Annotated in this window: 11 protein-coding genes; 7 read left to right on the top strand and 4 right to left on the bottom strand. The window is 72.9% G+C overall.

Annotated features, from left to right (window positions below; translation table 11 throughout):
* Positions 1-2: 2 nt before the first annotated feature.
* Both nthA and ACYQ8Q_RS15115 read left to right on the top strand, forming a co-directional pair.
* Positions 3-614, top strand: coding sequence for a nitrile hydratase subunit alpha (gene nthA / locus ACYQ8Q_RS15120; RefSeq protein WP_460065274.1), 612 nt, complete (start codon positions 3-5; stop codon positions 612-614).
* Positions 611-1,003, top strand: coding sequence for a nitrile hydratase accessory protein (locus ACYQ8Q_RS15115; protein ID WP_460065272.1), 393 nt, complete (start codon positions 611-613; stop codon positions 1,001-1,003). The genes nthA and ACYQ8Q_RS15115 overlap by 4 nt, the downstream gene beginning before the upstream one ends.
* Positions 1,004-1,047: 44 nt before the next feature.
* Here ACYQ8Q_RS15115 and ACYQ8Q_RS15110 read toward each other — a convergent pair whose 3' ends face one another.
* Positions 1,048-1,884 (bottom strand): SAM-dependent methyltransferase, encoded by an 837-nt coding sequence (locus ACYQ8Q_RS15110; protein ID WP_460065271.1) that lies wholly within the window; start codon positions 1,882-1,884, stop codon positions 1,048-1,050.
* Between the two features lie 181 nt (positions 1,885-2,065).
* Between ACYQ8Q_RS15110 and ACYQ8Q_RS15105 the strand changes: the two genes are divergently transcribed.
* The 4 genes from ACYQ8Q_RS15105 (at position 2,066) to ACYQ8Q_RS15090 (ending at position 7,070) form a co-directional block, all read left to right on the top strand.
* Complete coding sequence (locus ACYQ8Q_RS15105) at positions 2,066-2,749, top strand: TetR/AcrR family transcriptional regulator (protein WP_460065269.1); 684 nt, start codon at positions 2,066-2,068, stop codon at positions 2,747-2,749.
* 130 nt (positions 2,750-2,879) lie between these two features.
* Entirely contained in the window at positions 2,880-3,884 is a 1,005-nt protein-coding gene (locus ACYQ8Q_RS15100; protein ID WP_460065267.1) for an NAD(P)-dependent alcohol dehydrogenase, read from the top strand.
* 130 nt (positions 3,885-4,014) lie between these two features.
* Positions 4,015-4,806, top strand: coding sequence for a hypothetical protein (locus tag ACYQ8Q_RS15095; protein ID WP_460065265.1), 792 nt, complete (start codon positions 4,015-4,017; stop codon positions 4,804-4,806).
* 95 nt (positions 4,807-4,901) lie between these two features.
* Positions 4,902-7,070: an alpha-galactosidase gene (locus ACYQ8Q_RS15090; protein ID WP_460065263.1), complete on the top strand. Its 2,169-nt coding sequence runs from the start codon at positions 4,902-4,904 to the stop codon at positions 7,068-7,070.
* Here the strand turns inward: ACYQ8Q_RS15090 and ACYQ8Q_RS15085 are convergent.
* Positions 7,036-7,701: a TetR/AcrR family transcriptional regulator gene (locus ACYQ8Q_RS15085; protein WP_460065262.1), complete on the bottom strand. Its 666-nt coding sequence runs from the start codon at positions 7,699-7,701 to the stop codon at positions 7,036-7,038. The two genes, ACYQ8Q_RS15090 and ACYQ8Q_RS15085, sit on opposite strands and share 35 nt — an antisense overlap.
* Before the next feature lie 204 nt (positions 7,702-7,905).
* On the opposite strand from ACYQ8Q_RS15085, the gene ACYQ8Q_RS15080 reads away from it, so the two are divergent.
* Positions 7,906-8,889, top strand: a complete 984-nt coding sequence (locus ACYQ8Q_RS15080) for an NAD(P)-dependent alcohol dehydrogenase (RefSeq protein ID WP_460065260.1) — start codon at positions 7,906-7,908, stop codon at positions 8,887-8,889.
* Positions 8,890-8,939: 50 nt separating this feature from the next.
* Here the strand turns inward: ACYQ8Q_RS15080 and ACYQ8Q_RS15075 are convergent, their stop codons facing one another.
* On the bottom strand, positions 8,940-10,124 hold the full coding sequence (locus tag ACYQ8Q_RS15075) for an FG-GAP repeat domain-containing protein (RefSeq protein WP_460065259.1): 1,185 nt from the start codon (positions 10,122-10,124) through the stop codon (positions 8,940-8,942).
* Between the two features lie 134 nt (positions 10,125-10,258).
* Entirely contained in the window at positions 10,259-12,181 is a 1,923-nt protein-coding gene (locus tag ACYQ8Q_RS15070; protein WP_460065257.1) for a hypothetical protein, read from the bottom strand.
* Positions 12,182-12,259: the final 78 nt, after the last annotated feature.

Raw genomic sequence — 12,259 nt, 5'->3', positions numbered from 1 at the left:
CCATGGCACCGACCGACACCCGGCTGCGGACGCAGGCGGAGATCACCGCGCGGGTCAAGGCGCTGGAAGCGCTGCTGATCGAGAAGGGCGTCCTGACCACCGCCGCGGTGGACCGGCTGGCCGAGATCTACGAGAACGAGGTGGGCCCCCAGCTCGGCGCCAAGGTCGTGGCGCGGGCCTGGACCGACCCCGCGTTCAAGGCCCGGCTGCTCGACGACGCCTCCGCCGCGTGCGCGGAGATGGGCATCGGCGGCCTCCAGGGCGAGGACATGGTCGTGGTCGAGAACACGGACGCCGTCCACAACGTGATCGTGTGCACGCTCTGCTCCTGCTACCCGTGGCCCGTGCTCGGTCTGCCGCCCAACTGGTACAAGGCGCCGCCGTTCCGGGCCCGTATCGTCCGGGAGCCGCGCAAGGTGCTGGCCCAGGACTTCCGGTTCCCGATCCCGGACTCGGTGGAGATCCGGGTCTGGGACTCCAGCTCCGAACTGCGGTACTGGGTGCTGCCGCGGCGGCCCGAGGGCACCGAGGGGCTGAGCGCCGAGCGGCTCCGGGCGCTGGTCACCCGGAACTCGATGATCGGCGTCGGTCCCGTCGCCGCCCCGGCGTCATGAGCGCCGCCGGATCCGAGGACGCGCGCCGGCGCGTGGAGGACCTCGTCTGCGGTCTGCCGGGCGCCGACCGGCCCTTCGAGGCACCGTGGGAGCTGCGGGCCTTCGCCCTGGCGGTGGCCGCGCACGACAGCGGCCACTACGCGTGGAGCGAGTTCCAGCTCTCCCTCATCGAGTCCATCCGCCGCTGGGAGGAGGAACCCGACGGCGAACCGTGGAGCTACTACGCCCACTGGCTCGCGGCCCTGGAGTCCCTCCTCGCCGACCAGGGCGCCCTCTCCGAGGCAAGCCTTGCGGAACGGACCCGCACGGTACTGGCCGCACCCCGCGACACCGACCACCACCAGGCGCACCGCGCTCCGGTGGCCGTCTCCCCACCCCGAGCCGCCTGACACCCCCGCCGCCCCCGCCCCGCCTCCCCCGGGGCGGGGGCGGCTCAGTCCCGTCGTCCCCAGAGCCGTACGCCGCCGACGCCGCCGTCCGAGAGGAGGGAGGCGACCGTGTCGTAGAAGCGCAGCAGCCGGGTGGCGAGCGGTTCGCCGTGCAGGCGTACGTGCTGGGGGAGTTCCCGTCGGAAGCGTTCGGCGCGGTCGCTGACGAAGGGCAGCCAGAGGCCGGTGGCGTCCGTCCAGGTGACGTCGGTCAGGCCGGCCTCGGCGAGGTCCTCGCGGTAGCGGGTCTCGTCCGGGAGGTAGGGGCAGGCGACCAGGGCGGCGAGGTCGGCCCGTTCCCGGCCGGTCAGGGGGCGGCGGGCGTAGAAGTCCTCGATGTAGAAGGTGCCGCCGGGGCGCAGCAGACCGTGGACGACGTCGAAGAGGTCGGCGCGGCGTGGGATGTGCAGGATCGTCAGGAGCGAGACCAGATGGTCGTACCGCTGCGACCAGGGCGCCCCGCGCAGGGTCAGGGCGTCGGCCCGTACGGCGGTGACGCGCTCCGACAGCCCGCAGAGGGAGGTGAGTTCCGCGCTCAGCTCATGGAGTTCCGGCTGTAGTTCGACCGCGGTCACCCGGCATGCGTACCGCTCGGCGAGATAGCGGGCCGGACCGCCGAGCCCGGCGCCGATGTCCACGACGTCCGCGCCGGGGGCGGTACCCAGTCGGGCGACGGCATGGTCGAGGGCGCGGTGCCCGAGGTAGTGGAGCTGGTCGTACGGTTCGAGGTCGGCGGGCGTGAGGGGGCCGGGGCAGGCCGGCCGGGCGGCCAGGGCGTTGCGGACGTGCTGGAGGTCGTACAGGGCCATGTCGTCGAAGCGGGCGCTGAGGTGTTCCGTCACGCGGGCATTCTCGCGGCGGCCCGGGGCCCCGGGGCGGAGGTCGGCGGGATGCCGCCCGGGCGGGTGACGGGGGTTGACGGGGGCGGCCGGAGGGCGACCGAGCTGGGAGCGCGCGGAAGGGACGCGGTAACTTCGGTGACGGGCGGGGGGCGGTTCCGGGACCCCGCCCGGACGAGAGGGGTTGGTGGAGATCGGCACGCAGCAGCGCGCGCCCCTGAGCAGGAAGCGGGTGCTGGACACCGCCGTGGCGCTGGCCGACGAGGGCGGGGTCGACGCGCTCAGCATGCGCAGGATCGCGCAGGCGCTCGGTGTCGTGCCCATGGCGCTGTACAAGCACGTGGCCCACAAGAACGAGCTGCTCGACGGCATGATCGACGCGCTGGTCGCCGAGGTCGACCCGCCGTCCGCGGACGCCGACTGGAAGACGGCCGTCCGCCGGCGGGTGCTGTCGGCCCGCCGGATGCTGCTGCGCCACCCCTGGGCGCCCGCGGTCATCGAGGCGCGGATGAAGGAGCGCGCCACGCCGACGCCCGCCGTCCTCGCGTACCTGGACTCGATGATCGGGATCTTCCGGGCCGGCGGCTTCCCGGTCGACCTGGTGCATCACGCGATGCACGTCATGGGCAGCCGGCTGCTGGGCTTCTCGCAGGAGCTGTTCGAGGACCGGACCGACCGCGCGCCGGATCCGGACGCGCCGCCGCCCGAGGAGATGGCGGTGCGCTATCCCCACCTCACCGAACTGGCCAGGGCGGTCGCCCATGACGAGGAGTCGGTCGTCGGCGCGGGCTGCGACGACCAGTTCGAGTTCGAGTTCGCCCTGGACCTGACCCTGGACGGCCTCGAACGGCTCCTGCGCACGGCCTGAATCACACGGTCTGAATCAAAGGTTCGGCTCTTCCGTGAGGCCCGCGCCCCTTGACGGGTGTACGCCGTACACCTACCTTGCCGTCAAGGAGGTGTACGGCGTACACCCGAGGTGGGATGGGGGAAGACCGATGAAGGCGATCGTCCAGGAACGGTTCGGCCCGCCGGATGTGCTGCGGCTCGTGGAGACCGACCGGCCCGAGGCGGGCCCGGGCCAGGTGGTCGTACGGGTGCGGGCCGCCGCGCTCAACCCGTACGACTGGCACATGCTGCGCGGCGACCCGTACGTGGCGCGGCTGATGGGAGGCGTGGGGCTGACCCGGCCGAAGGCGCGGGTGGCCGGGATCGACGCGGCCGGCGAGGTGGCGGCGGTCGGCGCCGGCGTGCCCGGACTCCGGCCCGGCGACGCGGTGCTCGGCTTCTGCCCCGGCGCCTTCGCCGAGTACGCGCGCACCACCGCGGAGCTGGTGGTCCCCAAGCCCGCGTCACTGACCTTCGAACAGGCCGCCGCCGTGCCCATGGCGGCGGTGACCGCCCTGCGCGGCATCCGGACGGTCGGGCGGGTGCGGGCCGGGCAGCGGGTGCTCGTCAACGGCGCCGCCGGGGGCGTCGGCACGTTCGCCGTCCAGATCGCCGTCGGCCTGGACGCGGAGGTGACCGCGGTGTGCGGCGCCCGCAACGCCGGCCTGGCGCGCTCGCTCGGCGCCGCGCACGTCGTCGACCACGCCCGGGAGGACTTCACCGAACGGCGCGGGCACTACGACGTGATCCTCGACAACGTGGGGAACCACCCGCCCGGACGGCTGCGCAGGGCGCTCACGCCGACCGGGACCCTGGTGGCCAACGGGGGCGGCTCGCCCGGCCGTGCGTTCGGGGCGGTGGGCTCGCTGCTGCGGGTGGCGGCCGCCGACATGGTCGTACGGCAGCGGCTGCGGCCGATCCTTCCGTCCGCACCGGCCGGACCGGTCCACGAGGACCTGCTCGCCGTCACCGCCCTGATCGAGGCGGGCGCGCTCACCCCGGTGGTCGACCGGACCTACGCCCTGGCCGACACCGCCGAGGGGCTGCGCCATGTGGAGCGGGGGCACGCCCGGGGCAAGGCCGTGATCCGCGTGGCGGCGTCATCGGCGTCATGAGCTGAGGAAGAGCTCGTGGGCCCGCGCGGGGCAACCGGGACCGCCCCTCGTGGGTCTAGGCAGCGTGACACATCATCAGGCCCGCCGCGCGGAGGAGGCGGCGGGCCCGAGCGTCCCGAAGGGGGAGTCCATGCGTATCCGTTCGGCCGTCGCCGTCGTATCCCTTGCCACCGCCGTGTCCGCCTCGGTGGTCCCGGTCGCCGCCCAGGCGGCACCGCGGGTGCCGATCGGGGGGAGCACGTTCTCGAACGTCCTCGTCAACGGCGGCAAGGACATCGTGCTCGGCACGACCAACCACAAGACCGTCACCCTCACCTGGACGGTTTCCGACCCGGAGGGTGTCGCCGCGAGCCGGGCCTTTCTGTGGCACGGCTCCAACACCGACGACGCCGACGGCCACCTGCCGCAGGCCTACCCGGCGGGCACCTGCACCGTCTCGCCCACCGACCCCACCATCTCCACCTGCGCGCTGTCCTTCGAGGTGGATCCGAGGCGGGATCTGCGCCGCAACAGCCTGGCCGGCACCTGGCAGATGCTCATCGAGGCACAGGACGCGACCGACGACTGGACGGACGACGACGTCGCGACCACGGCGAAGATCAAGCGGAACGCCAAGGTCACGGTCAACGCCTCGCCCGAGCCGGTGAAGAAGGGCCGGACCATCACGGTCACCGGCAAGCTGACCCGCGCCAACTGGGAGACCCACGCCTACGCCGGGTACAAGGGCCAGTCGGTGAAGCTCCAGTTCCGCAAGAAGGGCAGCAGCACCTACACCACCGTGAAGACCGTCACCAGCGGCAGCGGCGGAGCCCTGAGGACCACCGTCAAGGCCACGAAGGACGGCTACTACCGGTACGTCTTCGCCGGCACGGGCACCACCGGACCGTCCACGGCGGCGGGGGACTTCGTCGACGTGCGGTGATGCGCGTGAGGTGATGCGGAGGGGCGGGCGGGTGTGACCGGTCACACTCGTGGGTAGGTTCCAGCGGTCGGACGCACGGACGAGGGGACACCGCGTTGGCCACCGCTGGCGAAGCAGCCGGGCAGACCGTCCTGTGGACCCATGACGTCCTCGGCCTGCACGCCGTGGCGGACTCCGCCGGGGCGGTCCGGCTGGGAGTGCCGGGCCAGGACTGGGACCGTCTGTCGCCCCTCGTCGAGGTCACCGTCACCGGGCACGGCCGCACCTGGTCGGGGGAGCGGTTCGTCGACACCACCGTCGGCGGCCGCCTCGCCCACCGGGGCCACTCGACGGTGGCGGACGGCGACCGGGTGACCACCACGATCCGGCTGGCGGACCCGGTGACCGGCCTCGCCGCCGAGATCGCCCTGCGGACCAGCCCCGGCGCCGGCCATCTGCGCTCCCAGGTGCGCCTGGTCAATGAGGGCAACACCCCGCTCCGGCTGGAGAGCGTGTCGAGCCTGGTCGTCGGCGGACTGATGGACTCCGAGGGCTCCGTGGACGGTCCGACCCTGCACTGGGCGGACAACGACTGGCTCGCCGAATGCCGTTGGCGCCGGGCCCCCTTCCGTGATCAGGTCGTCTCCCTGAGCCGGTCCGCCCACGGTCACGAGGGACGCGGCTGCTTCGAGCGCTCCTCGCAGGGCAGTTGGTCCACGGGCCGGCATCTGCCGCTCGCCGCGCTCACCGATCCGGCCGGACGCGCCTGGCTCTGGCAGATCGAGTCCAGTGCGGGCTGGCGCTATGAGACCGGCGCACGCGAAGGCGCCGTCTACGTCGCCCTGTTCGGCCCCGACGACGCCCATCACCAGTGGCACGAGACCCTCGCGCCCGGGCAGGAGTTCACCACCGTCCCGGCCGTCGTCGTCGGGACCCGGACCGGAGGCCTGGACGCCGCGTTCGGCGAACTCACCTCCTACCGCCGCCGGACGCGCCGCCCCCACCCCGATCACACGGCCCTCCCGGTGATCTACAACGACTACATGAACACCCTGATGGGCGACCCCACCACCGACAAGCTCCTGCCGCTCGTCGCGGCGGCGGCCTCGGCGGGCGCCGAGGTGTTCGTCGTCGACGCCGGCTGGTACGACGACGACGCCCAGGGCTGGTGGGACGCCGTCGGCGCCTGGGAGGCCTCCCGCAGCCGCTTCCCCGGCGGCATCCGGGAGGTGCTGGACGCCATCGCGCGGCACGGCATGACCCCCGGCCTCTGGCTGGAGCCCGAAGTGGTCGGCGTCCGCAGCCCGCTCGCCCGCACCCTGCCGCCCGCGGCCTTCTTCCGCCGGGGCGGGGTCCGCGTCACCGAGCACGGCCGGCACCACCTGGACCTGCGCCACTCCGCCGCCCGCGCCCACCTGGACCAGGTCGTCGACCGGATCGTGGGCGACTGGGGAGTGGGCTATCTGAAGCTCGACTACAACGTCAACATCGGCGTGGGCACCGAGAACGGAACCGAGAGCGCGGGCGCCGGACTGCTCGGGCACCACCGCGCCCACCTCGACTGGCTCGGCTCCCTGCTCGACCGGTATCCCGGCCTCGTCCTGGAGAACTGCGCCTCGGGCGGACTGCGCATGGACCACGCCCAACTCGCCGTCACCCAGGTGCAGTCCACCAGCGACCAGCAGGACCCCTCCCGCTACCCGCCCATCGCCGCGGCCGCCGCCACCGCCGTCACGCCGGAACAGGCCGCCGTCTGGGCCTACCCCCAGCCGCACTTCACTCCCGACGAGATCGCCTTCACCCTCACCGGCGCACTCCAGGGCCGTATCCATCTGTCCGGCTTCCTCGACCGGATGAGCCCGGAGCAGTCCGCGCTCGTGCGCTCCGCCGTCTCCGCCTACAAGTCCCTCCGCGCGGAGATCCCCGCCGGCCTTCCCTTCTGGCCGCTCGGGCTGCCCGCCTGGGAGGACACCTGGCTCGCCCACGGCCTGCGCGGCCCGTCCGGCGCCGCCACCTGGCTCACCGTATGGCGCCGCGCACCGGCCCCCGGGGCCCCGCGCACCCTCGACGACGGCACCCGCACCTTCCCGATCCCCCACCTGCGCGGCACCGGCATCCGCCCCACGGTGCACTACCCGGCCGCCTCCGGCGCCACCACGGCCTGGGACCCCACCACATCCCGCCTCACGGTCTCCCTGCCCCGCCCCGGCACCGCGGTACTCCTGCGCCTCACCCAGGGGGCCGCGGAGGTCAGCCCGCCGCTCGCTGGAGGGCGTCGAGGATGAGGTCCAGCCCGTAGGCGAACTCGTCGCCGTAGGCGTACCCGGGACGCATGACGTGAGCGGTCGCGATCTCGGTCAGATACGGGTACTCGCCCGCACCGAAACCGCTCATGATCGAATCCGCCAGTTCGGCGGTCTCCGCCGGGGTGCCGAAGGGCAGGGCCTTCTCCTGGAGGGCGAACCCGTAGATGTAGCCGTCGAGCACCGAGACGGCGTGGGCCGTCAGGGTGAGGGAGAGCCCGCCCTGCCGCAGGCAGCCGAGAACGGCGTCGTGGTGACGCAGGGTGGCCGGGCCCGGAGCGGACCGTGACGCCATCAGACCGATGGCCCAGCGGTGCCGGGACAGCACCAGGCGCAGGGAGACGGCCCGCTGCCGCATCGCCTGTCGCCAGTCGTCACCCGGTGTGGGCAGGTCGACCTCGTCGAACACCAGGTCGACCATGCCGTCGAGCAGGTCTTCCTTGTTGGCCACATGGTTGTACAGGGACATCGCCTCGACGGCGACGGCCTCCCCGAGCTTGCGCATGCTCAGCGCCTCCAGGCCGCCGGTGTCGGCGAGTTCCACGGCGGCACGCAGCACCTGCTGCCGGGTGAGCGTCTCGCGGGCCGGCTGCGGGGTCGTACGTCGGTTCACGGTGGACGGTCACTCCCTCTTGTGGTCTCCCAGCGTTGACGAGCTTACGGCGTAAGTGCTGTACTTACGCCGTAAGTAAGAAACTTACGACGTAAGTAAGCAACGTAAGTAAGCAGGCTCGGAACGAGCGGGCTTCGGACACCGGGGGCAGTGATGATGCGGAACACGGACAAGCCGATCGCGACGACCGGTGGGACCGGGACCATGGCAGCCGTCGTGCAGGAGCGCTACGGCGCCGAGCCGGAGGCCGTGCTGCGCACCGCGCGGCTCGCCAGGCCCGGCATCGGGCCGGGAGAGGTACTGGTGCGGGTGCGTGCCTCCAGCGTGGACCGGGGCACCTGGCATCTGATGGCCGGTCTGCCGTACGCGGTCCGGCCCGTGAGCGGGCTGCGCGGGCCGAAGCTCCCCAATCCCGGTCGCAACCTCGCCGGCGTCGTCGAGGCGGTCGGCTCCGGCGTGACCGGGTTCGCGCCCGGCGACGAGGTCTACGGCACGGCGCCCGCCGCGTTCGCCGGATACGCCGCCGCCCGCCCCGACCGGATCGCTCCCAAGCCGGCCGGGCTCACCTTCGAGGAGGCGGCGACGGTACCGGTCAGCGCGCTCACCGCGCTCCAGGCGGTGCGCGACCGGGGCAGGGTCCAGGAGGGCCGGCGGGTCCTGATCACGGGAGCCGCCGGCGGCGTGGGCACCTTCGCCGTCCAGCTCGCCCACGCGCTCGGCGCCCGGGTCACGGCCGTCGCGAGCACTCCCAAGCTCGACACCGTACGGGCACTGGGCGCCGACCGCGTGATCGACTACACCCGCGAGGACTTCCTCGCCGGGCCGGAACGCCACGACGTCGTCATCGACATCGCGGGCAACCGGAGCCTGCGGGATCTGCGCCGCGCCCTCACACCCCGCGGCAGGCTGGTCATCACCGGAGGCGAGACGAGCGGTCGCTGGCTCGGCGGCACCGACCGGCAGCTGCGCGCCCAGCTGCTGTCCCCGTTCACCGGACAGCACCTGGGCACCTTCATCGCCTCCGAGCACGCCGACGGACTGCGCGACCTGACCGGTTTCCTCGACGCGGGCACGCTCAGGCCGGTCGTGGACCGTGTCTACCCGCTCTCCGAGACCGCCGCGGCCGTCCGACGGCTGCTCGACGGCCGTGTCACGGGGAAGGTGGCACTCACCCTGCCCGCCGAGTGACGCAGGCCGGCGGCGGGGTCGTCACCCCGTCGCCGGCCCCGGGGCCGGTCTCAGTCGCAGGACCCGGTGAAGACGTCCACCTCGTCGCTGCTGCTGCTCGCGACCACGAGGTCCTGGGTGCCGTCGGCCGTCAGATCGGCGGCCGCCGCGTCGTAGGCCCCGTCGGACGTCAGTTCGGTCAGCTCGGTGAGGTCGCCGCCCGAGGTGCCCTGGAAGACGGTGACGGAGCTCCCCTTGACCGAGGAGACGAGGACGTCCGTCACGTCGTCGCCGTCGAGGTCGGCGGCGCCCACGGCGACCGGCAGGGCGGACGTGGTGTAGTCGACGGGGTCCGCGAAGGTGCCGTCCCCCTCGCCCGCGTAGATCTCCAGGGTGTTGGAGCCGTTGCTGATGGTGGCCAGGTCGGTCTCGCCGTCCCCGTCGAAGTCGCCCTGGGCGATGGAGTAGAGCCGGGCGACGCTGGCGTACTCGGTGACGTCCCCGAAGGACCCGTCGCCGTTGCCGAGCGCCACGCTGACCCCGCCCGCGGTGGCGACGCTGGCGGTGGCGACGTCGAGCGCGCCGTCGCCGTCGAAGTCGGTGAGGACCAGCCCGTGCGGCCTGGTCACGGTGACGGCCTCCAGGTCGACCGTGAACGCCCCGGTGCCGTCGCCGAACAGCAGGCTCACCCCGCCGCCGCTCTCCTCGGCCACCGCCAGATCCAGATGGCCGTCGCCGTCGATGTCGCCGGGCACGAGCGAGCGGGCGCCCCCGCCGACGGTGTACTGGACGGAGGTGCCGAAGGCGCCGTCCCCGGTGCCGAGCAGGACGCTCACGGTGCCGCCGTCGAAGTCGGCGGTGGCGATGTCCGGGGTGCCGTCGGCGTCGAAGTCGGCGATCACGGACTGGTACGGCTTGTCGCCCACCGCGTACTCGGTGGCCGTGCCGAAGGTGCCGTCGCCGTTGCCCAGCAGCACGGACAGCGAGTCCGCGTCGTTGTCGGCCGCGACGACGTCGGTGTTCCCGTCGCCGTCGAGGTCGCCGGTCACCACGTGCCGGGGGTTGTCGCCGACCGTGGCGGAGACCCTCGACTCGGTGAAGACGAGGTCGGACGAGCACACGGTGGCCGTGGCGGCGGTCGTGGTGGCCGTCCCGGTCGCCGAGGCCATCGCCGCGACGCTCGCGCCCAGCGCTAACGCGCCGGCGGTGCCGAAGGCCAGGATGCGACGGCTCCGGTGCTTCTTGTGGTTGCTCATGGGAAAAGGGGGTGCCCTTCGTGTGGAGGAGGGGAGGCCGGGAGGAACGGCCTTGTCATGGGCACGGGAACCTACGGTGTGCGGCTGTGAACCACGTGTAACGGGACCGTGCTTTCGTATAGCGCGGGCCCGGCTCACTCCACGCTCAGCGTGATCGCCCCGCGGTAGGTCCGGCCCGGCTCGGGCTCCGTCGGCGTCCCGTCCACCGTCATCGTCACCGTGCCCCCGTCCGGGGCCGTCACCGAGGAGTCCGCGTCGAGGGTCAGGACGCTGAGGTACGACGTGCCGGTCACCGTCCAGACCGAGCCCGAGGTCAGGGTGACCAGGACGCCGTTGTTGACGACCGGACCCACGGTGTTGGTGACATGGCCCAGCTCGGCGTACTCGGCCGAGCTGATCGAGTCGACGGCGTGCCGGGAGACGGAGGCGGACAGGACGCCCGCGACGGTCGAGCCGTCGAAGGCGAGCACCAGGTTCTGCCCGCTGCGGCGCGCGTTGAAGAAGTCGCCCCGCAGATCCGTCGCGGCGAAGGAGGCCGTCGTGTCCGAGGAGTGCACCGCGGTGACGTCGAAGGAGCCGTCGCGCACCGGATCGCCGACGGGTTCGGTGTACACGCCGTTGAGGGAGCCGGGGTTGTCGGTCTCCATGACTTGCAGCAGCACACCGTTGCCGCTGCTGATGCTCGCCCCCTGGGAGCCGTCGACGGTGATCGTGGCGCGCACGGCCTTGACCAGGAACGTGGTGTCCAGGGTGCTCAGCGCGGTCGCCCCGCCGATGTCCAGCGTCCCCGCCCCGTGCCACAGCACACCGAAGCCCCGGGAGTCGATCCGGCTGCCGCGCACCGGCAGCGCGGCCAGCTCGTCGTCCGAAAGGCCCAGCGACAGTTCGGAGTTGAGGGCCGCGACGGCCTCGGCCGTGCTGTCGCCGTAGGTCACCGTCCCGTTGGAGGCGCCGATGATCGTCGCATAGGTGCCCGCGTCGATCTCGCAGCCGAGCAGCCGCTCGTCGATGGCGCCGTCGGCGAACGTGGCGTACCCCTCGTCGCCCAGGTTGGCGATCCGGCAGTTGATCGCCGTGGCGCGGGAGTTGGACGTGGAGTCGGTGGAGAAGGCGCCCCAGGTCCCGGACTCGACGGTCGAGGAGAGATAGGTGGCCGTGGTGTTCGTGCCGAGCAGGTTGACGGTGCGGACGTTGCCGGAGATGCCCAGCCGCCAGGGGACGACCAGCATGTCGGCGCCGCCCGCCGGGACGTAGTCGGCGGGCAGGACCCCGTTGAGGCAGCGGATCAGGGAGTTCTTGACCAGCAGGGCGCAGCCGTCCGCCGCGACCACGCCGGTGCGCACGACCCCCACGTTCTCGATCGTCACCCCGTCCAGCGTCAGGCGGGTGCCCTGGCCCGTCCCGACCACGGCCGCGCCGTCGCCGACGAAGTCGCAGCGGCCGTTGCCGGTGAAGGCGAACCCGGAGTCCCGCACGGTGTAGGTGCCGCCCTCGGCCACGTAGACCCCGTCGAAGGCCTCCCCGGTCGAGACGATCCGCACGCCGTCCGCGGCGGAGTCGGTCACCTGCCCGCCGGTCACGGCAGACAGCGCCGACCTGGCCGCGACCGCCCCGCCCGCCCCGACGTACAGGGCCTGCCGGAGTGAGAAGGTCACGCCCGCGAAGGCGGCCGTGGTCAGCTCGGCCACGGTCAGCACCAGGTCGCCCTCGTAGGCCCCCGGGGCGAGGGTGGTGCTCGTCGCGAGCGTCGGTGTGATCGCCGAGCCGGTCTCCACGCCGTCGACGGTCAGCGTCAGCGTGTACCCGTCCGGGACGGCCAGCGTCCCGCCCTCGGCGATCGTGAGCGCGCTCAGCCGGGTCGTCGTGTCCAGGACGTAGGTCTCGCCCGCACCCACCGACAGGGTGCCGGCCGCCCGGGCCGCGGCGTGCGCGGGCGACGGCAGGGCGGGCAGGGCGAGCGTGGCCGCGCCGGCGGCGAGGAGAGCCCGGACACGGGCCCGCATCGGCACACCGGAGGTGTCGGTCCGGTCGCGTTCGGTTGCTTGGATGGGCTTCATGGGCACTTCTCTAGTGTCGACACTAGAGACCGGTCAAGGGGGTGTGCCTTGATTCTCAGGCTCAGGTGTCGACAGAAA

The organism is Streptomyces sp. YKOK-I1, assembly GCF_054660435.1.
Note: the sequence above shows the minus strand (reverse complement) of the source record. Positions and strands in the feature narration are given on the sequence as shown.

Excerpts from the sequence above, each read along its gene's own strand:
- nthA (WP_460065274.1), top strand. The coding sequence starts at position 3 with ATGGCACCGACCGACACCCGGCTGCGGACGCAGGCGGAGATCACCGCG.
- ACYQ8Q_RS15115 (WP_460065272.1), top strand. The coding sequence starts at position 611 with ATGAGCGCCGCCGGATCCGAGGACGCGCGCCGGCGCGTGGAGGACCTC.
- ACYQ8Q_RS15100 (WP_460065267.1), top strand. The coding sequence starts at position 2,880 with ATGAAGGCGATCGTCCAGGAACGGTTCGGCCCGCCGGATGTGCTGCGG.
- ACYQ8Q_RS15095 (WP_460065265.1), top strand. The coding sequence starts at position 4,015 with ATGCGTATCCGTTCGGCCGTCGCCGTCGTATCCCTTGCCACCGCCGTG.
- ACYQ8Q_RS15080 (WP_460065260.1), top strand. The coding sequence starts at position 7,906 with ATGGCAGCCGTCGTGCAGGAGCGCTACGGCGCCGAGCCGGAGGCCGTG.
- ACYQ8Q_RS15075 (WP_460065259.1), bottom strand. The coding sequence starts at position 10,124 with ATGAGCAACCACAAGAAGCACCGGAGCCGTCGCATCCTGGCCTTCGGC.
- ACYQ8Q_RS15070 (WP_460065257.1), bottom strand. The coding sequence starts at position 12,181 with ATGAAGCCCATCCAAGCAACCGAACGCGACCGGACCGACACCTCCGGT.